This is a genomic window from Streptomyces sp. NPDC055287 (assembly GCF_053646035.1).
Genome location: NZ_JBSHNE010000070.1, coordinates 1 through 19,024 on the forward strand (window position 1 = coordinate 1; position 19,024 = coordinate 19,024).

Below are 19,024 nucleotides of genomic sequence, written 5' to 3' on the forward strand. Positions count from 1 at the left end.
AAGCCATACCGCTGGACCTACGACGGCACTCCGCTCAAAACCGCTTGAACAGGAGCATCAAAACCCCTCCACGAACTTCTGCGGAGCAGCACTAGATGATCAGCATCGACGGCTGGCGCCGCATCAGGGGCGGGACGACTTCTTCACCTTCTTCGCCGCCGACAAGGCGCTGCAGGACTGGGATCTGGACAACGACGAGATCCTGGACGGCATCGTGGACGGAGCGCACGACTGCGGTATCGACGGCATCTGGTCGTTCGTCGACGGCCGACTATGTCACCGCCGACGCTCACCAGTACCTTCCCTCGAGGGCGAGCACTATCGAACTGGTCGTGCTTCAGGCGAAGACCTCACCCGGCTACCAGGAGACGGTCTTCGAGAAGCTGCACTTTCACCTGCCGGCGCTGCTCGACATGAGCCGCGACGAGGACGACTTGGTGGCGCACACGAACGCGAAGCTCCTGGAGCGCACCCGGCGCTTCTTACGCATCTTGGAAGAGATGGCCTCCTCGTTCCCGCAGGTGCGGGTGAAGGTGATGTACGCCAGTAAGGCCGCGGAGGGCCCTCACCCCAACGTGAAGGCGAAGGGTGACCGCCTGCGTCGGGAGTTGTCGAAGATCACTTCTGACACCACGGCCACCATCGAGTACCTGAACGCGGCCGACCTGCGCGAGCGCACGGCCCGGGGGGCGAAGGCGGTGGCGCAGCTCATCTTCTCCGAGACCCCGATGAGCACGTCGCTCGGCGAGGGCTACGTGTGCCTGGCCCGGCTTGACGAGTACTACCGCTTCATCACGTCCGAGAACGAGGCACTGCGGCTGGAGCTGTTCGAGTCGAACGTGCGGGACTACGCGGGCTCGACAGCGGTGAACAACGCCATCGGCGAGACGCTCAAGTCAGGCACGCGCGAGGACTTCTGGTGGTTCAACAACGGTGTCACGGTCGTCGCCGATGCCGCGCAGATCGCGGGCAAGAAGATCGTCATCAAGGAGCCGCAGATCGTGAACGGGCTGCAGACCAGTCATGAGGTCTACAGCTACTTCCAGTCCGGCGGGCAGCACCGCGACAGGTCCCTGCTGGTCAAGATCGTGGTTGCCCCGCAGTCCGGCACCACCCGCGACAGGATCATCCGGGCCACCAACAGCCAGACGCAACTTCCCGCTGGGGCGCTCAGGGCGACAGAGCCCATCCAGAAGGACATCGAGGAGAGCCTCACGCACGCCGGCGGCTACTACTACGAACGCCGGGCCAGCTACTACCGCAACCTCGGTTTCCCCCTCGACCAGGTCGTCAGCATGGCCCGCCTGGCACGGGAATTCACCGCGTTCGCCCTCCGTGAGCCGCACACGGCACTGCGCCACTCAGAGGCCTTGTTGCTGGACGACGGGCACTACGGCCAGATCTTCTCCCCCCGTCTCGACCTGGACATTTACCGCCTCACGCTCGACGTCCACGCCCGCCTCCGCCGATTCTTGACCCAGTACGCGCAAGACCGGCCTTTGCTGGGAGAGACGGTCGAGAACTGGCTCTACCCCATGGCCTGCGTGTCCGCCTACACGCTGACACGGCTGCGTCAGCCCACCACACGGGACCTGCTCAACATCGACCTGGACCACCTGAGCCAGGACTTGATGGAACGCATGGCCGGGACGCTGGACCAGAACTTCAAAGCCGCCCTGCGCCAGAACAAGGCCGGCGGCGTCGACCGGATCGCCCGCAGCGAAGACTTCACCACCAAGCTCCGCCAGTCGGTCGTCTCCCAAAGCCGCTACCACATCGACCGCTGACAACTTTTCGCAGATTCGTTCCCCCTTTCAGGCGTATCCGGCGGGCGGGGAAGTTCTCGTGGCGCGGCTCGGAGCAGCATGGAGGATGCCGGGCTGCTGCGGCAGCGGCTATCGCCGGGTAGGGGCCGGGGGGTGGATGAACAGGTGGCGGGATCTTGGCTGTTCGGCGCGTGCGTCAGCCACTGCCGTACAGGGAGAGCCGATGGCGGTCTCGGCGGCCGGCTGGCGCACGGTCGGGGCCTGGAGCTGAAGAAGCTGCCGGCAGGACAGGTGTGCGGGGCCGTGCGGCGCCGCGTCAGGGGGCGGCGTGAGCACGGTGGAGGACTCCGGCGGCCTGCTGGACGGCGAGGCGGTGCCGGGCGCGGGGCAGGATGTCGTGGCCCTCTACCGGGAACCGTACGGGCCGGTGCGTTCGTGCAGCGCGGAGGGGCTGCGCGGGGTGGCGCTGGAGGAGTTCGGGCCGGTGAGCGGACCGGTGCCCTATCGGGGCCGCAGGGGCATCATCTAGCGAAGGGTGGGAAGTGTCAGAAGAGGAAGCGCTCGCTCTCCACCGCCCGGGCGTCCATCTGCACGGTGATCGCTTCGGCGACCTGTTTAACCAGCCGGGTCACCTCACCTGGTTCCAGCTCTGCTGTCTCCAGCATTCTCTGCAGGCGCCAGCGCGCCAGCTGTTCGACGCCCTTGGCTCCGCCCACGATCACGGCTCCGGCCGCTCCGACGGCCGCCGCCGAGACGTGGGACGCCGCTTGAGCAACGTCAGCAGCAACGGCTGTGGGCCGGCGGACAGCCCAGTGAGGAGGCGCCCCCCATAGGGAAGTAGCCGGCGCTGGTCGATACGCCTGCCGAGACGGTGCAGGTCGGCGCGCTGCGCGATGTCCTTCCGACACCACACCGTGCTCGGCAGCGAGGAACACGCCGATGCCGTAGAAGTCGGCCTCGGCCAGCAGCTCTTCCAGGCGTGAGGGGCGGCGGGTGAGCAGCATGGCGCGGCGGCAGAACGGCGCGAACCGGCCCGCGTCCCGCAGTCCCTGGCGCCATCCGGCGGCGCGCACCACGGCCAGGTCCACGCGCACCGGCCGGACCGCGCGCCGGGTCACCGTCGTGCGGTCACGGTCCGCGGCGCCCGCGGGCAGGGCTCGTACGGCCCGCCGTTGGCTGGCTCGAGCGAGGCGAGGGGGACGGGGATGCCCACTGGCAGCGTCAGGAGGGTCTCCAGCGCCGCCATCCGATCCAGCCGTCCTGCGGCGACGTCCTGGCGCCGGGCGTGCTCGGCGGCATCCAGCCGGTGGAAGAAAAGGGCCTCGGTGCCCTGCAGGGAGGCGGCCTTGGTCTGGGTGCCCGCCTCCAGCAGGGCGGCCGAAGCCGTGCGCACGGAACGGCCTATCACGGAGTTCGCCAAGGTCACCATGGCCTCCACCCTGCCTCACCGGGCTCCGGCCGCACGCGGCGGCCCGCCGACTATCCAACCCGCATGGGTACGGACTGTTCTGCCAAACAGCTCAACAGGCCTTCGAGACACTGCCAGAGCGCGTCGTTGTCGCTGCGCCGGTACCAGCGCGCCGCTCCCCCGGCGTCCTCGGCAGCCGCTCGGCCAGCCCGGCCTCCACCAGGGCCCGGCCGGAACGGTGACTGGGGTAGTTCAGGCATCCTCAAGCGTGGTGCCGCCGCTCGGAGATTGGAGGTGCACGGTGACAGCGGCCGTTCCCGTGGGACTGCCGACGATGACGGCAGGGGCGGTGCTGCGGTTGGCGGAGCTGGCGGAGCTGGCGGGGAGTACGGCGAGCGAGGTGATCGGTGCGCCGGTGACCAGGCGGAGAACTTCCTGGCCCGTGTGGTGGTCCCACACGCGGATGCTGGTGTCGTCCGAGCAGGCGCTGACGAGCAGGTGGCGGTCGATGTCCGGGTGGGGCAGGGCGGCAAGGGCGGTGACGGGGCCCTGGTGCCCGGTCAGCGGTGGATGGGTTTCTGAGCGCGGGGCGAAGGGGTCCCACAGCCGGATCACGCCGTCCGATCCGCCGGTGGCCAAGAGGTGCCCGTCGGCCGTGGTCAGGCAGGTGAGGCTGCGCACGGCCCCGATGCGCTGGGGCAGACCCATGTGCGGGTCGTGGCCGGGGTGCAGCAGGCGCACGGCACGGGTGGTGGCGATGGCCAGCAGCGGTGATCTGGTGTCGGGTAGGACGGCGAGCGCTCGAACGGTCGCCTCGGCACGCAGCGTCGGCAAGCGGGGAGTGTCGTCGTCGACGCGCAGGTACTCGATGCGGGAGTCACTCATGGCGGCGGCGAGGAGGGACTGTCCGGTTTCCGGGTGGGGGAAACGGGCCAGCGCCCGGACCCTGCTGTTGGAGTAGTACGAGGGAAGCAGGACGCGCCGTGCGCCTTCTTCCGTGGTGAGGTCGACGCTTCCATCCGCGTACCCGATGGCGATACGTGCGGTGGTGTCAGGTGTTGGTTCGAGAACGGTCAGTGCGGTGACGTCTTTGTAGGGGCGGTCGTCCGGCGGGGTCAGCACGTGTGTTTCCCGGCCGGTCTGTACGGAGCGCACGGCGATCTCGCCGGCGCGGCCACCGCTGATGAGACTGGGTGGCCCGGATGGATGCGGCAGGAGGGCGACCTGGTCTGCCGAGGGATGATCGGTATCGTCGTCGACGGCCGGCGCCTGGAGGTCCCACAGGCGGATGGTGCGGTCGAACGATGCGGAGGCCAGGAGGGGCTGGCCTTGTGAGCCGGTGAAGACCGTCAGGCCGCGGACCATCTTGGTGTGCTCGGCGGGGAGTTGGCGAACGAGTACACCGGTGTCGGTATCGAAGACGTGCAGAGCGCCGTCGACGCTGCTGCCGGTGACCAGCAGGGGATCGCCATAGGGGCCCGGGTGCAGGGCCAGGGACGCCACGGCCTGCCGGATCGGCTGGTGTGCGTGCTGGACGCGCGTCAGCGGGTTCCAGATGCGCACGGACTTTGCGGAGCGGGACGCAACGATCAGCCTCGGCTCGCCGCGGCGTGTGGCAAAGCCGACGACAGCGGAGGCGCCCCTGCCCGCGCACGGCAGTTCCCCGGCGTCGTCGAACGTCAGGGCATCCACGACGGGGACGTAACTGCCGTCCTGGGCAATGGCGAGCAGTGGACCGGCGCCTGGTACTGGGATGACGGCGAGTGCGTGGACGAGGGGGCCGCGGTACCGCCTGCCGAAGTCCTGTTCTCTCTGCAGGCGGCCGATGCTGTGCAGAGGCCGGCGCGTCTGGATGTGGCCGGTCATGGGGTCCACCAGGAGGAGGTCTTCAGTGGTGGCGACGGCGAGGAGCGGCCATCCGTATGCGCCGCGGCGGCCCCGTCGGCGTGCACCATCGCTGAAGGTGGCGACGGCACGGATGCGCCCTTCGAGCAGGGGGGCGGCCTCGCCGGTCTGGGGGTCGCACTGCCACAGCCCGTGGTCGGTTCCGACGATGAGGGAGGGTTCCCCGGGGCGGCGGCCGTCCTTGAGGACGGTCAGGGCGCGGGCGTGGGGTCCCAGACCTTCCAGGGCGGTACCGAAGGGGCTGCCGGAGAGCGGGTCCCACAGGGTGAGGTTTCCCCTCTCGTCCGCCGCTGCCAGCACCGCGGAGTCGTCGGCGGTGCGGAAGGCGGCCAGTGCGTAGGGGTTGCCGGGGGTGCCCGCAAGGATGTTGGTGGGCAGATGAAGGTGGTTGAATCGCGGGCGCAGTTGTGGGTGCCGCATCGGGGTGTGCGGCCGCGTGCTGCCGGTGTGCTGGGCAAGGGCCAGGCTGTCGGCGCGGGAGGCGGGGGGTGCGTCGCCGACGAAGGGCTCGATGCGGGCCCATGCTGCCAGGTGCCGGATGCGATCGGTGGTGGTGATGGGCAGGCCAAGGGATCCGCGGACGTTGTCACCGGTGGCCCAGGGCAGGAAGTGGGCTGGGATGTGGTCGTCGTCGACGGCGTTTCCCAGTGCGGCGTGGGTGATCAGGTGGCGCCGCAGGTAGGGGTGCGGGGGTTGCTCAGGTGCCCGGTGTAGCAGCCGGGCGAAGGCCTGGGTGAGTTGCCGGTGGACGGGTGTGGTGTCGGCTGTCTCGCCGCCGCCCCCGGCAGGTGTGTCGGTGGGGGTCAGGAGTGTGTGGGGTGCGGTGCGCAGTGTCTCGCTGACGCGTTCGTGGATGGGGCGGTAGACGGTTCTGCCGTCTTCGTGGGCGGTTGTCAGGTATCCGGTCAGGCGGCTGTCGCGCACCACTTGGCGGATGGCGGCTGCCGCGTCGTCGCAGGGATGGAGGGCGTTCACTGCGGCCGGCCAGATGTCGGCCCAGGGCAGGCCCGCTCCCTGGGCGAAGGCGGTGGCGCGCAGAACGGCCAGGAGCTCTTCGGGAGTTGCATCACCGTGCAGGGCCACGTCGGCGAGGTCCTGGCGGAGCAGTTCGTGCGTTCCCTGCCTCAGCTGGAGGCGCCAGCCCAGGTCGGTGGGATGAGGCAGGGCGGTGCGGGCGTGCAGTTGTTGGGCGGCGAGCCGGGCGTCCAGGAAGGAGGGGGCCACCTCTCCAGCCACCGCTGTGGCGACACTGCTGATGCGGTCGTCGTCGCGGTCGAGGAGGCGCGAGCCCTGGGGTTCGGCGTGCAGCAGTGAGGCGGTGTAGGCGGCGATGTCGTCCTGTGCGGTGAGGGCGTCGGTACGCAGTGTCGGGCCGGCGTCGGTTGCCCGCTGCAGCAGGGCCAGAAGATCGCTGCCGGTCGGGCCGGCGGGGTCGGAACCGAAGGGGTCGGGGCCTTCGGTGGTGGAGCTGCGGATGCCGAGGAGGAGTCGGATGAGGGGCCGGCCGTCGGCGCGGAGGCCGGCCAGCGGGCGCAGGACGTCGGTGATGATGCGGCGCGGGTTGCGGGCTTCGTCGATGCCGTCGATCACTACGGTGAGAGGTGTGCCGTTGCGCAGCATGAAGGCGCGGACATAGGCACGCAGTTCCTCAATCGGATCATGACCGGCCGGTGTCGGGTGGCCGGTGAGGGCCTCGTAGAGCGCGGCGGACAGCTCGTGCGGGTCGGTGTTGCGTGCCAGGACTGCTGCGTCGACAGCCCCTTCAGGGACTTGAAGGTGTTCGGGGATGGCGTCGAGGAGGGGGCGGTAGGCGTCGTCGGCCCGGAACCGGGGATCGCTGAGCGTGACCAGGCGGGCCAGGAGGGCGCTCTTCCCGGAGCCGGCGGGCCCGGTCACGATGAGGACGCTGTCGTCACCGTCCAGAAACTCGATCATGCGAGTGATCAAGGCGGCACGTCCGGTGAAGTACCAGCCCGGGCTGCTGGCGGACATCTGGCCGGTGGCCCGGGAGATCCAGTACTCGTCCAGGTCGGCGCGGTTCCAGCCGACCTGGCTACGGGCGTCCTCAAGGAGGGTGGTGTCGGTGTAGCCGGGATTGGGCAGACAGGGGCTCAGCGCGCGGGCGGCGAGTTGGAGGCTGACGCTGTCGCCCGGGGGCCAAATGCGGTGGATGTCCGCCATGGTGGTGCGGTCCCACACCGCGCCGCTGATGGCATGGAAGTCTTCCCAGCTCAGGTGGGAGCGCGCGTATCCGTTGGTCTGGTCTTCGCAGTGCGCGCGGACCGCGGCCAGCAGCGAGGTGAACGCCTGAAGGCGGGGTCTGGCGTCTTCGTTGCCGGCGGTCAGCACCACCAGGGATCCCAACGCCCGGCGGTCCTCATCCAATGCTTTGAGAGTGTCTTGGAGTTCGTCCCTCAGGCGCCCGGAGAAACACGAGTCGACCATCACCAGGACGTGCCCGGCGCGGGAGTCGAGGACGGTGGCGATCAGTTCGGCCGTGGGGAACGCAGTGCCCAAGGGGCGGTTCTCATCCGTGTCGGGAAGCCGCAGAAAATGCTGCCGTCCGCGGGGGGCGAGACCGTGGCCGGTGACGTAGACGACAAGCGCTTCGTCGTCGTCGGCGTCGGCCAGGTCCTGGTCGATCAGGAAGCACCGCAGATCGTGCACGCCGAGCAGCGGCTTGGGTGGGGCCACAGGGGTGAAGCGCCGCTCGGCTTCGAGCCGTGCGTCAGCCCACCAGTCCTCCACGACCGATACCTGGGCGCTGACGCCGGCGCGGAAGGCCTCCCGGTCGGCCGGGGTGCCGTCGTCGTAGTCGCTGACAGCGACGACGACCAGGCGCCGGTGAAACGTGGACGGGACGTGTTCGGTCATGACCAGTGATGGGTGGCTGCCTGCGCGACCGGGAGGGTACGCAGGTACGCCAGGGCGGCGTGGGGGTCGATGTTGCCGTTGTCGACTTCGACGTCAGTGACGTTACGGGCGCCCAGGGCCAGACCGGCAGCGCCGGTGACGACATCGTCCGGGTCGTAGACGTTGAGCCACTTGATGTGCGCGGGCATGGCAAGCAGCTCCGGCTCCGGAATGTTCATGGCACGCCGCACGGCGGGGATGCCCAGGGGCGAGCCGCAGGTGACGAAGGTGTGCACGGCGGTGCCAGCGGTGCCGGGAGCGGCGATCCTCTTCTGCCGGATGAGGTCGTAGGCGATCACACTGCCCAGTGAGTGGCCGATGATGACGGTGGCGGTGTCATCGCTGAAGGCTTTGAGGACGTGATCGTGGACCTGGGAGGCGAGGTTGGGGTGCTTGAGATAGAAGCGGACCTCGCGCAGACCGGTGACCAGCTTGCCGACGACGCTGTCAGGGGTGCGTCGGTCGTAGACCGTAGCGCGGCGGGTGACGCTGGCCGGCCACAGCTTCGGCGGCCCGAGCGTCGTCGGGTCCAGTTCCGCAGCCAGAGCCCGCTCCTGCGGGGTCAGGAGATCGTCCAGTGCCTCGACGATGAAGGCTTCTTCGTCGGCGGTGAGGGCAGTGGAGTCGTCCGGGAAGAAGTCCGACGGGCCCAGCCGGTCCGCGCCCCGTGCCAGCAGCGAGGACCAGTGCGGAATCTCCAGGGTGGGTGTCAGACGGGGGTCGGTGCGCACCGCGTCCTGCCCGTGCAGGGCGGTGATGCCGCGGTTCAGTGCCTTGTTCCAGTCTTTGATCAGCTCGCGCTGCGACGTACGGCCCTGCTTGATGCCATGCACTCCGACAATGCGCTGCTGCACCCGTTCCCCCACTGCTTGCGCCTGCGTCCCTGCCCAACCACCAGCCCCAGCGGCATGGTTGGGAGCCCACTCTACGGTGGGTGACGCAGCCTCTCCATTCCGGCAGACTCACGACGCATCGTCCCCATGGGCCCCGCCTGGCGGGCCGGGCGGTTTTGCTCAGCTCTCCCCCGGCAGCCTGGAGCCACCTCGAACCTGTCGGCGCGACGCCTGCCGGTGGGGGTTTGCGCTCAGAGCTTCCTGGATCGGCCCGCTGCACGCACGGGGACGTGGCGTAGCCCGCGAGCGGCGCTACGTAGCTAAGCTCCGGGCGAAGAGGAGGGCGGGCTCGTCGGCGTCGAGCGGGGAACCCGTTGCAGCTCTCGGCAGTCCTCCTCCGCCGACTGTACGCGTGCTCGCACCGCGAAGATCTCATGGTCCTCAGCCGATCCCCTGATGGAGGAGCCCTCTCGGTGCCACAGGCCCAGGACGAGGACCGAACCCGCACGGTGTGCCGCTCGGGGGAGAACGCCAGCGGGAGGACCCTGCCGGTGTGGCCGGCGATAGGTTCGCCGACGGGCTGGCGGGCGGCCGGGTCCCACAGCCACACCGACCCGTCGTCGCCCGCGGTAGCGAGGAGGCGCCCGTCCGGCGAGAACACCACCGCCACGACCGGGCCGTTGTGGCCGGTGAGGGGGCCGACAGGAGTCAATGGCCATGTCTCCGGCGAAATCAGCCTGGTGGCTCCGCCGGTGTCACGCTCCTCCAGGGTTGGCTCCGAAGGGAGAACAGGGGCGACCCGCACTTGGCTCGCGACGGTTTCGGGCCGCGGACCGGGGAGCGCGCGTAGTTCCGGAGCGGGCCCTGGAGGCGTCCGTGCGGTGGTTGCCGGGCGGCGGCGGGCAGCGATACGCAAGGTGTTCAGGGACTGCCAACGGCTGAGCCACGGCGTCAGCTCCGGGGCGCGGCGATCGGGCGGGACGCATTCGCCGCCGTACACGTCCCAGGACATCACGGCCCGCACCAACCAGATCAGCTTGTCCAGCGAGATGAACTGCTCGCCCGCGAAGACCTTGCTCATGGTCCCTTTGGAACAGGCGCTGGCGGCGTCCTGCAGGACCTTCAGCCCGCGGACGCGAATGCGGTCGAAGGACGGGCCACCGCGCCCCGAGCGCAGCTCGGTGAGCGCCTTCCCGAGATGCTGAAGTGCTTCCTCGTAGGTGATGTCCACCATGCCCCGTGCCATGCCGCTCCGCTCCTGCCATCACCAGCAGCGTAGGACGTCGAGCATCTGACAGCACCGAACTTGCCTGAACAGCGCTGAACGCAAACCGAGTCGACCCGCGGTGTTCATTGGTACGCAGGTTTTGATCGGAGTGCGCCGGGATTGTTCGATCCATGCAGGTCAGGACAGGGTGCGGGGGAATGGTGGGGGCATGAACCCGAACTCGCCGGTGAATTCCGGTCCCGCGGGCGGCTCCGCGCCGGAGCCACCGTTCCTGTCCCTGCACACCACCGTCGTCCTGCTCGCCGCGCTCGTCACCGGGCTGGTGGCAGGCGGCCTGACCGCGCTCACCGACGCCCCCCTCGCCGGCGCAGTGCTCGCCGGGCTGACCGCGGCCGGCTCCGCCGTCCCCGTGCTGCGCTCGCTCATCGGCACGCACCGCGAGGGCTCCTCCCAGTGAGCCGCTAGGGCCCCCGCACGGGCGGCGACGCGCCGTCCGTGCGCCTGCTCGCTCAAGGCGCGGCCACTCAAGCCCGTGCCGGGGGCGACCAGTCGGTGTCCCAGGTCGGTCCTGCACTGTTCCCACTGGCGCCGCCGATGGCAACACTAAGAGGTTGTCTCACGTGGCAAGTTTCGCGAGCTTCTTGTAGCAGGTCAGGGCGGCGGCCAGGCCGAGGAAGGCGAGGAAGTGCGAGCCCTTTCGTTCGTATCGGACGGTGAGGCGGCGGTAGCCGAAGAGCCAGGCGATCGACCGTTCGATCTTCCAGCGGTGCCGACCGAGGCGTTCGCCGGACTCGATGCCGGGCCGCGCGATGCGCGCGACGAGCCCGCGCTCGCGCAGCCAGGCCAGGTGTTCGGCGGAGAAGTACGCCTTGTCAGCGCGGAGTTTGACGGGTCGGCGCCGCCGTGGTCTCCGGCGGGACCGGACGGCGGGTATGCCGCGGATGAGCGGCTTGAGGGCGAGGCTGTCGTGCATGTTCGCGCCGGACACGGCGACGGCAAGCGGGATGCCCTGGGCATCGGACAGCACGTGCAGCTTGCTGCCCTTCTTGCCGCGATCGACCGGGTTCGGCCCGGTCAGCGATCCCCCTTTTGGCGCGAACGGAGGACGCGTCGACGATCGCCGAGGTCCAGTCCACCTCGCGTACACCACTGCCGTGAACACGGCCCGCTCGTCACACGGAGCGGTCCCACCACCTTGAGGACGAGCAGCGAACGACGGCAGCAACGGGGCGGCCAGCTCCCAGAGTTCATCAGGAACCAGACGCTTCGATAGATCAGCACCCACGACCGGCATCATGCCGCACGGACATCAAGTCACGTGAGACAACCTCTAAGCCTTGATTGGTGCGGCCGACCTGGCGGCCTGCTCGATCTTCGCGCAGTAGGCTGCACGGGCTTCCGCGTCGATCTGCTTCTCGTGTTCGGCGCGCAACCCGGTCCGGCCGTCGAGGCCCTCGCGCAGGATATCGGCGTGCCCGGTATGCCGGATGGACTCGCCGAGGACATGGACCATGACGGCGAACAGGTTCGTGTTGGTATAAGGCTCCGGCCACCACGGCACGTGGCCGGGGGCGTCGAGGGGAAGCTCGTTGATCGTCGCGTCCGAGTGTTCCCACGTGCGCCGGTAGAACCCGATGATCTGATCGCGGGTCTCGTCCTCGGTCGCCCACAGATCGCTGCCGTTGTAGTCCTGCCATCGGGGCAGCGGTTCCGGGGAAGGGCGGTCGAAGACCTCGCCGAAGTACCTGGCCTCGACGGTGGCCACGTGTTTGACCAGGCCGAGGAGGTTGGTCCCGGTCGCTGTCAAAGGTCGGCGGGCGTCGTATTCGGACAAGCCGTCGAGTTTCCAGAGCAGCGCCTTGCGGTCCCGCCGCAGTCTCCCGTGCAGGTTGTCTTTCGCGAATTCATCGATCATGCGGCATGAGCCTGCCATGGGCTGCTCGTGGTCTCAAGATCCCGTACGTGGTCCGCAACGACTGGCAGAGCCGAGGCCTGACCATGGCCGCCGCCCTGACCTGCTACAAGAAGCTCGCGAAACTTGCCACGTGAGACAACCTCTAAGCCCGTTCAGGCCGTTTCGCGTTTCCGCGCCCGGCACAGTCGGCTGACGGGCAACGGGCAAGCGAGAGCCTCGCCGACGGGGGCGGCGAGGCTGCAACCAGTGTGCAGCAGTGCGCCGCCGATGCGCCCGGTTTGCCGTGCCGAGCGCGCCGGGAGCTCGGCGCTCCGTCGGCGACCGGACGGCTCCGGTACGCGGCCGGGCACGCGCTCGGCGGAGGCGAGGCCGGCGGACAAAGAAGCCGGAAAGGAAGCGGGAAGCGGGAGGCTGAGGAGTGGAAGGCAAGGCGAGGGACGGACGACAGAGCGAGCAGGCCGCGCCGGGCCGTCAGACATAGAGCCTCTTCCTCCGGCTATCGCGGAGAAAGAGGTGTCGTCGAGCGAAAGCGGCTTGCCCATGGCGTCTGAGCAGGCAAAACGCCCAAGATCACAAAAGGTGCCTCTATGGTTTCGTCAAGCCGTAGCTGGTGTGGGTGGTTGGTAGAAGGTGCCGTCGCGGAGCATGGCGAACAGGACGTCGATGCGTCGTCGGGCGAGTGCGATGAGTGCGGCGACGTGGTGTTTTCCCTCGCGGCGTTTGCGGTCGTAGTAGGCGCGTGACTCTGGCTGGGAGAGCGAGGCGAACGCGGCGAGGTAGAAGGCCCTTTTGAGCTGTTTGTTGCCGCGCCTGGAGGGGTGTTCGCCGCGGATGGAGGAGCCGGAACTGCGGGTCACGGGCGCGAGGCCGGCGTAGGCGGCGAGGTGGCCGGCGGTGGCGAAGCCGCTGGCGTCGCCGACGTCGATGAGGATGCGGGCGGCGGTCCTGATCCCGATGCCGGGCATCGAGATCAGGACTTGGGAAAGAGGGTGGGCCTCCAGGAGTTCCTCGATCCGCGCGGCGAGGACTTTTCGCTGGTCAAGGACGGACTGGAGCGAGTTGGCGAGGCTGGGGACGATCAGCGCGGCAGCCTCCGTGCCCGGGACGACGACGGTTTGTTCGTCGAGTGCGGTGAAGATGTCCTCGACCAGCCGTTCGGCCATCCGCGGCGCCTTGGGACGTATCAAGGTCACGAGGCGACGGCGCCCGGCCTTGCGGATCCGGGCCGGTGATCCGAACTGGTCCAGCAGTCTGAGCACGGCCGGGTGCTGGATCTGCGGGCCCAGGACCCGTTCCAGGGAAGGGTGGATCTGGGTGAGCAGGCCGCGGAGCCGGTTGGCGATCCGGGTGGACTCACCTGCGAGATCGTCGTCGAACCCGGCGATCATTGCGAGCTCGGCAACGGTTTCGTCCGAGGGATCGATCGTCCTCAGGGTGTGGGGCATGGCTCGGGCGGCGTCCGCGATGATGAACGCGTCGCGGGCGTCGGTCTTGGCTTCTCCGGGGTAGAGATCGGCGATCCGCCGCATGGTGAGTCCGGGCAGGTAGGCGACCTGGCATCCCGAGTCCCGGGCGACCGCCAGCGGCAGGGCCCCGATGGAAGCCGGCTGGTCGACGACCACCAGTACTGTTCCGTGCTTGGCGTGGAGCTTGTCGAACAGCTCCCGCAGCTTCGGTTCGCTGTTGGGCAGCGGCTTGTCGAACACCTTCTTCCCCGCCGGGTTCACGGCGGTGGCGTGGTGATCGCCCTTGCCGACGTCCAGGCCCAGATAGACGTCGATGCCAGTCTCGTCCGACATGCCCTTCGCTCCCGCGCTCGCCTGTTCCCCGGCCTCACCTGCGGCATCAGCGTGCCGGCATCCACGTTACGAAGAGACTGCCCAAGGGGCGCTCGTGCCTCTAATCAGCGGTCTGCCAATGCCTCCGGCACCGGCGACACCACCTTTTCGATCATCTCGACTGGGGGCTCAAGTCATACCGGGGCCGAAGGCCGGGAGCCTCATTGCGAGGCCACGAAGACGGTAACGGGGGTTCACACCTCCGGTAGTACCTCCGGTGCAACCCTCGATCCCCCTGCGGAGACAACGGTGCAGACAACTGTGGGCGCAACCCTCATCCGGGGTGCGCCGCGACAGGCTTGCCCAGTGTGCCTGGCAGCAAGAGTTGTCACCTCCCAGCGCGAACTGGCACCGCGCGTTCGTGGGCGTTCCGCCGGGAAGGCACCAGCGGGTGCGGAGCGGGACGCCGTAGCCTGGCGTAATGCCCGAATTTGCGCACGACAGCGATGTCCTCGGTGCCGCGCAGCTCATCGGGCCACAACAGTGTCTGCATGTCGGGCAGGGTCATCGACTCCATCCTCATCGGCCAGCCGCTCGCCGAGCGGCTGGATGAGGTCACCGCCCGCCTTGGGCTACCCGGCGACATCATGCCCACGCGCCGCATATCTGCCTTTCCGGCACCTCAGCTCGTACTCTCACACCACGCGGGAGACCGCGCGGCTCTACCCTGCACTCAGCCGCGTCGGGTGCATGGGAGATCCGCAACAGGCGCGGGAGGACTGGGCTCGTACGTACGCCGCGCTTGCCGCACCCCGCCCGCATGGCACCACGGCGGTGCGGCGCCGCTTGTTGCTGCTTTCCGGCCGGGTGTCTCCTGGCATCCGTTCTGGACAACTCCGTCGGGCCAGTCGACTGCCGCCCGTGCCTCTCTGTGCCAGCCCGTACACATCCACGCGCAGGAAGGGGAGAGCGTCCGATGAAGGCCCTGACCGAGAGACAAGAGCAAGTCCTGGCATGCATCCGGCAGACGATCGGGACGCACGGCGAGGCACCCACCGTCCGGGAGATCGGCGACCATGTGGGCCTGTCCAGCTCCTCGCACTACCAGCTCAAGCAGCTGGAGCGGCACGGCGTGATCGCACGCGGCGAAAGCCGCTGGCGCCCCTACCGCCTCGCCTGAGCAACGGCACCGTCATGTCCGCCCCGTTCGACCTGCCACCTGACCTGCCGCGTCTGCGCATCCTGGAGACCTTCCTGCTGGCGCTGCTGGCCCGGGTGCGGGAGCAGATCACGCACCTGGAGCAGCAGGCCGTCATTCGCGACAAGATCGAGCGGCAGAAGCCACCGCCGGACTGGACCCTCCAGATCAGCATCAACGGTCGTACGCCCGTCGCCGTGCACGCCGGCGAGTGCTCCATGGGCGGCAGCCCGGTCCGGAACAAGGAGATCAGCCGGGAAGAGGCGCTGCGGTGGCTGTCCCAGGGGGTCAGCGCCTGCCCTGCCTGCCGCCCGGACACGGAGCTTGGGATCCTGGAGTAAATGCCCGGCGGCGGGGTCTTGTCGGGCCGGACGTCGTCCGTCGCCGCCGGGTGCGCCAGTCTGCGTCGGATGTAGTGAACGGCGCGAGATTTGAGCGCCGTACGCGTCCCGGCGTAGCTTCACATCGCCGAAGCACGCCCTTCAGTCAGTACCTGATCTTTGGTGCCCAGGTGCCCAGGTGGCCGGGCCGGTCAGGCAGTGGAGCCGTATCGCGCTGAGTGCAGCACCGAGGAGATCAGGTCCTCAGCGGTTCGAATCGGCGCCGTACGTGCCCAGCCTGCCAAGAATCGCGGTCTGCATGTCATCAAATGTGAGCAGGCTGGCGGCCGTTTCCAATGGAAACGGCCGCCGTTTCCGCGACGCGCGCCGGCGTCTGGATGCAACGCGATCAGGTGGGATTGAGCGGGGTGATGCCCGTTCCCGCGTACAACTCGGGCTCAAGCGACAGAACCGTGAGCGGCTCGCCTGCCTTGAGCGCCTGCCAGGCGATCGCCGCCGCGTGAGCCACGGGCCAGTCCACGCCCGGCCAGTCCATCGCATCCACGGCGTGTGCTGTGCTGAAGGGGAGGTTCTCCGTGAACCGCAGGGACGCGGCGTGATTGCCCGCTCCCGCAACCTGACGCTCGGCAGCTAGGACGGACAGGGATGGGACGAGGATGCGGCCGGTGCCGCGCGAGGCTTCGATGTACAGGCCGGTGAAGAACGGATCCGCCTGATAGAGGGCGGTCAAAGCGGTGTGGTCCAGGACGGCCGTCAGGTTCATGCGGCGGCGCCGCCCTGATGGGCGCGGATCTTCGCCCAGGCGTCCTGTCCGGTCTGCTCGACCTGCTCGTTGTACTCGATGCCGAGCTCCCGAGCGGCCTCGAGGGCGCGCTGCTCACGCTCGGCAGCGGTGGGCTCGCGGGTGGCGAGCTCCTCCAGCAGCTCCGTGATGGTGGTGCCGCGCTCGTCGGCCAGGGCGCGCAGTCGGTCGCGCACCTTTTCGCTGGTCTTGATGCTCGTCGGCTTACTCATACCGACGATTCTACCGCCGGTAGAACACATCTGTGGCCCCCTCGATCGCCCGGCAGCGCGGGGGTAACCATCGCTGACAAGCCTCCCGAGATGTGGGTCCAGGAAGGAGCGTCTTCTGGCTGCCCGACGGGCTGGCTGGGTCGGGCGCCAGCGGGGCGTGACGGCTCACGCCCATCGCCCGGCCTCCGCTCTGGAGGCCGGGCGTCGTGGAGTGACGGGACTGTTGGTCAGCTCTCCTCAAACCGGGCGGTGACGCAGCGCGGGCACAGGTGGACGGTCTCGTGGCCGGTGGCTTCCGGGTACTGGACCTCGCCGAACGGGTCTGTCATCGCCTTGAGGTCCGTCTTCTGTTCGCCGCAGCCGGTGCAGCGCCGGAGCAGCGGCGCCATGGTCTCCGGGCGCGTCGGATGCGGTCGCCGGTGCTGTCCTGGGCGTGGGCCTGGGCCTCGTCCAGAAGTTCCACTACCTGGTCGATCCGCTCGTCGTCGACTTCGGTGATCGAGACGGTGATGGTGCCGATGACGTCGCCGACGGCCGCCAGGCCTAGAACGACCGCAGTTCGCTGTGGGGCCCGAGGGTGGCTTTGTCCACGAGATTGTCGTGGACAAAGCCACGTCGCCGCATCACTGGCTCGACCCTGGCACCCGCTGACCACTCATGAAACGGGCCCGTGGCTGCAGGTCGCGGCCACGGGCCACAGGGGCCTGGAACTGTCCTGGCTATCCCCCGTACTGAGCTTGGATTCGGCCGAGCAGGGCATGCGCGTCCTCTACTGAGAACGCTGTCACTTCGCCTTCCTCGGCGCCGGCGACAGAAATGTTCAACCCACCGTTCCCTGCGGACGAGACCCGGATGGGCGGTTGAGCCATCCACATCACGTCGATTCCACGTCGGACCACTATCGCGAGGAGGCCGGGCAGGAGTACTGCGCCACCACCCGCGCCACCGGGGCCCATGAGCATGTCTGCGAGCGCCTCGGTCGCATCGTCACCGCGCACACTCTCCGTGCTGAAGCCAATCTGGCCACCGCCGACGTCGGTGACCATCACCGCGATGTGCGTACAGTCCTCGTTGCGCTGCCACGGAGGGGTCTTCCACGTGAAGGTCATTCGCCCATCCTTCCCAGGCAGCAATGCTGTTGATGCCAGGTCAAGGTGACTCCGCGAGATCTGGCGCACGCAGCCTTGTTCATGGCCCGAAATCACCTGCGTCAGCCTCCAGCCGATTCGCTGACTTCGGCTGGCACCCCCCACAATCGCGCCCATGCCTGACTGGATGCCCTCGTGGGGCACGACCGCTCTGATCTCGATCGTGACGTCCCTGCTCACCCGAAGCGACTGTGACCTGTGCACTGAGACCTTCCGTGCGTCAGGCGATGGCGCGCAGTTTCGGCGCACCGGTGGCTTCAGTGTCTGGTGGCCTGCGGCGTCTTGTCTGGTCCCTGGCGTGGGACCCTCGTGGGAGCTGCGGATCAGCGTTTGACGCGGTTACGGACGGCCAGGACCGCCAGGCCCAGAAGGACGGGCTCGGTCATGCTGGATGCCATTTCGATGTAGGTGCCGGCGGTGGTGAGGTCTTGGCCGGAGGAGCGGAACACCACCGAGTTGAGTGTGACGTTCAGGGCCTTCTCGGAGCGCTCGCTGGTGAACCTGTCCCTCGTGGGGTTCTGGGGATCAGCCTTGTCGATCTCGAAGGTGACCTTGCCGCCGCCGGGCGGCACGGTGCCGGTCACTTCCTGCTTCGGGGAGTCCTTTGGGAGCCCGAAGCCCATGAGCAGCACGATGGTGATGAGCATCGCGGCAGCGAGCCAGCCCAGCGCGCGGGAGGCGCGCAGGTCGTAGCCGGCAAGCATCCAGAAGCCGTGGAGCAGTCCGCGTTCGGCGCGGGTGGCGGTGCGGTCGTGGCGGCGCATCTGTCGGGTAGGCCCCGTCCCTCTCGGGACGAGGCCCCCCTCAGAACCGTGCGTGCCACTCGTCGCGGCACACGGCTCAAGCAGACCCCTCGGGCAGCTCATGATTCTGCGTTCGACCGTAGTCATGGGAAGCGTGATGCCTCCGATGACAGTCGGAGTGGACCAGGGCTTGGTTGGACGCTTGATCTGACCCGCCGCGTGAGCGGTAGATCAGATGGTGCTTGTGAATCGTCCGGTAGCTGGCGTGGAACCAGTTGGCCCAGTCGCGGACTGAGTCTGGTTCGTACGTCGCTCCATCGATCAGGTCAAGTCCGCACAGTGGACAGAGTCCCTTCTGCCTGGCTGCGAGATTGACGGCGAACTTGCCGTCCGCCTGCGGGTGTTTCCGCTTGCGCGTTCGTTCCCGCCAGTACTCCACCAGTTCCGGGTCGTCCTTGGACGCAGCACCCTTCACCATCACGTGGCGTTGGATGTTCGTCCATCCGAACTTGCCCATAAAGACACCGGTCTCCGTGTCGCCGAAGACCCAGTTGTCCTGCCGGGTTGGGTTGAAGCGGCCGAAGTACGCGCTCTTGACCCAGCTGCGCGACTTCTGTGCGTGCCGTCTCTTCGCCCACCTGTACTGCCGCTTGTACAGCCACCAGTCCAGTTTGCTGAACGTCTCGCTGGACACGGCGCTTCGGTAGTAGGTGGCCCAACCCTTGATCAGAGGGTTCACTGAGGTTGATCCCGGGGAGTGGACACCGTGTTTCATGCGACGAGTGACAGCGTAGGTGTCGTGATCAGTTGTTGTTCAAACTCGGCTGGTGTGCG

Annotated in this window: 19 protein-coding genes and 2 pseudogenes; 6 read left to right on the plus strand and 15 right to left on the minus strand. The window is 68.3% G+C overall.

What is annotated here, in order from left to right:
* Window positions 1-91: 91 nt before the first annotated feature.
* Window positions 92-229 carry a hypothetical protein gene (locus tag ACWIHY_RS38035; RefSeq protein WP_454381215.1) on the minus strand — a complete coding sequence of 46 codons (138 nt, stop codon included), beginning with the start codon at window positions 227-229 and terminating at the stop codon, window positions 92-94.
* Window positions 230-332: 103 nt separating this feature from the next.
* Between ACWIHY_RS38035 and ACWIHY_RS38040 the strand changes: the two genes are divergently transcribed.
* Entirely contained in the window at window positions 333-1,787 is a 1,455-nt protein-coding gene (locus ACWIHY_RS38040) for an AIPR family protein (protein ID WP_454381216.1), read from the plus strand.
* Between the two features lie 307 nt (window positions 1,788-2,094).
* Window positions 2,095-2,295: a hypothetical protein gene (locus tag ACWIHY_RS38045; protein ID WP_454381218.1), complete on the plus strand. Its 201-nt coding sequence runs from the start codon at window positions 2,095-2,097 to the stop codon at window positions 2,293-2,295.
* A 16-nt stretch (window positions 2,296-2,311) separates the two neighbouring features.
* On the opposite strand, the gene ACWIHY_RS38050 is transcribed toward ACWIHY_RS38045, so the two are convergent.
* The 5 genes and pseudogenes from ACWIHY_RS38050 to ACWIHY_RS38070 all read right to left on the minus strand — a co-directional run.
* Window positions 2,312-2,854: a hypothetical protein gene (locus ACWIHY_RS38050; RefSeq protein ID WP_454381219.1), complete on the minus strand. Its 543-nt coding sequence runs from the start codon at window positions 2,852-2,854 to the stop codon at window positions 2,312-2,314.
* A 26-nt stretch (window positions 2,855-2,880) separates the two neighbouring features.
* Window positions 2,881-3,195, minus strand: a complete 315-nt coding sequence (locus tag ACWIHY_RS38055; RefSeq protein ID WP_454381221.1) for a hypothetical protein — start codon at window positions 3,193-3,195, stop codon at window positions 2,881-2,883.
* A gap of 231 nt (window positions 3,196-3,426) precedes the next feature.
* The gene (locus tag ACWIHY_RS38060) at window positions 3,427-7,953 is read right to left on the minus strand and encodes an AAA family ATPase (protein ID WP_454381222.1); all 4,527 of its coding nucleotides are present in this window, start codon (window positions 7,951-7,953) and stop codon (window positions 3,427-3,429) included.
* On the minus strand, window positions 7,950-8,846 hold the full coding sequence (locus ACWIHY_RS38065; protein ID WP_454381223.1) for an endopeptidase: 897 nt from the start codon (window positions 8,844-8,846) through the stop codon (window positions 7,950-7,952). Before ACWIHY_RS38065 ends, ACWIHY_RS38060 begins: the two co-directional genes overlap by 4 nt.
* A 586-nt stretch (window positions 8,847-9,432) precedes the next feature.
* Window positions 9,433-10,071, minus strand: a pseudogene (locus ACWIHY_RS38070) (WD40 repeat domain-containing protein); the annotation flags it as partial.
* A gap of 190 nt (window positions 10,072-10,261) precedes the next feature.
* Between ACWIHY_RS38070 and ACWIHY_RS38075 the strand changes: the two are divergent.
* Window positions 10,262-10,510 carry a hypothetical protein gene (locus ACWIHY_RS38075; RefSeq protein ID WP_454381225.1) on the plus strand — a complete coding sequence of 83 codons (249 nt, stop codon included), beginning with the start codon at window positions 10,262-10,264 and terminating at the stop codon, window positions 10,508-10,510.
* Between the two features lie 159 nt (window positions 10,511-10,669).
* On the opposite strand, the gene ACWIHY_RS38080 is transcribed toward ACWIHY_RS38075, so the two are convergent.
* Together ACWIHY_RS38080 and ACWIHY_RS38085 are read right to left on the minus strand one after the other, a co-directional pair.
* Entirely contained in the window at window positions 10,670-11,338 is a 669-nt protein-coding gene (locus ACWIHY_RS38080; protein ID WP_454381226.1) for an IS5 family transposase, read from the minus strand.
* Window positions 11,339-11,383: 45 nt separating this feature from the next.
* Window positions 11,384-11,968, minus strand: coding sequence for a DinB family protein (locus tag ACWIHY_RS38085; protein WP_454381227.1), 585 nt, complete (start codon window positions 11,966-11,968; stop codon window positions 11,384-11,386).
* A 5-nt stretch (window positions 11,969-11,973) separates the two neighbouring features.
* On the opposite strand from ACWIHY_RS38085, the gene ACWIHY_RS38090 reads away from it, so the two are divergent.
* Window positions 11,974-12,102 (plus strand): hypothetical protein, encoded by a 129-nt coding sequence (locus tag ACWIHY_RS38090; RefSeq protein WP_388443795.1) that lies wholly within the window; start codon window positions 11,974-11,976, stop codon window positions 12,100-12,102.
* Between the two features lie 462 nt (window positions 12,103-12,564).
* Here ACWIHY_RS38090 and ACWIHY_RS38095 read toward each other — a convergent pair whose 3' ends face one another.
* Window positions 12,565-13,767, minus strand: a complete 1,203-nt coding sequence (locus tag ACWIHY_RS38095) for an IS110 family transposase (RefSeq protein WP_454381228.1) — start codon at window positions 13,765-13,767, stop codon at window positions 12,565-12,567.
* 955 nt (window positions 13,768-14,722) lie between these two features.
* Here ACWIHY_RS38095 and ACWIHY_RS38100 point away from each other — a divergent pair.
* Window positions 14,723-14,926, plus strand: a complete 204-nt coding sequence (locus tag ACWIHY_RS38100; protein ID WP_454381230.1) for a LexA family protein — start codon at window positions 14,723-14,725, stop codon at window positions 14,924-14,926.
* Between the two features lie 14 nt (window positions 14,927-14,940).
* Window positions 14,941-15,285, plus strand: coding sequence for a DUF6233 domain-containing protein (locus tag ACWIHY_RS38105; protein ID WP_454381231.1), 345 nt, complete (start codon window positions 14,941-14,943; stop codon window positions 15,283-15,285).
* 388 nt (window positions 15,286-15,673) lie between these two features.
* Here ACWIHY_RS38105 and ACWIHY_RS38110 read toward each other — a convergent pair whose 3' ends face one another.
* The 6 genes and pseudogenes from ACWIHY_RS38110 to ACWIHY_RS38135 all read right to left on the minus strand — a co-directional run bounded on the left by ACWIHY_RS38110 (window position 15,674) and on the right by ACWIHY_RS38135 (window position 18,965).
* Window positions 15,674-16,048: a PIN domain-containing protein gene (locus ACWIHY_RS38110; protein WP_454381232.1), complete on the minus strand. Its 375-nt coding sequence runs from the start codon at window positions 16,046-16,048 to the stop codon at window positions 15,674-15,676.
* On the minus strand, window positions 16,045-16,299 hold the full coding sequence (locus ACWIHY_RS38115) for a hypothetical protein (protein WP_454381233.1): 255 nt from the start codon (window positions 16,297-16,299) through the stop codon (window positions 16,045-16,047). The genes ACWIHY_RS38110 and ACWIHY_RS38115 overlap by 4 nt, the downstream gene beginning before the upstream one ends.
* Window positions 16,300-16,526: 227 nt before the next feature.
* A complete protein-coding gene (locus tag ACWIHY_RS38120; RefSeq protein ID WP_454381234.1) occupies window positions 16,527-16,688 on the minus strand; it encodes a hypothetical protein in 162 nt (53 codons plus the stop codon).
* Between the two features lie 330 nt (window positions 16,689-17,018).
* Window positions 17,019-17,627: a hypothetical protein gene (locus ACWIHY_RS38125; RefSeq protein WP_454381235.1), complete on the minus strand. Its 609-nt coding sequence runs from the start codon at window positions 17,625-17,627 to the stop codon at window positions 17,019-17,021.
* A gap of 143 nt (window positions 17,628-17,770) precedes the next feature.
* Window positions 17,771-18,214: pseudogene (locus tag ACWIHY_RS38130) on the minus strand (pentapeptide repeat-containing protein); the annotation flags it as partial.
* Window positions 18,215-18,287: 73 nt separating this feature from the next.
* On the minus strand, window positions 18,288-18,965 hold the full coding sequence (locus ACWIHY_RS38135; protein WP_454381237.1) for a group II intron maturase-specific domain-containing protein: 678 nt from the start codon (window positions 18,963-18,965) through the stop codon (window positions 18,288-18,290).
* Between the last annotated feature and the right edge of the window lie 59 nt (window positions 18,966-19,024).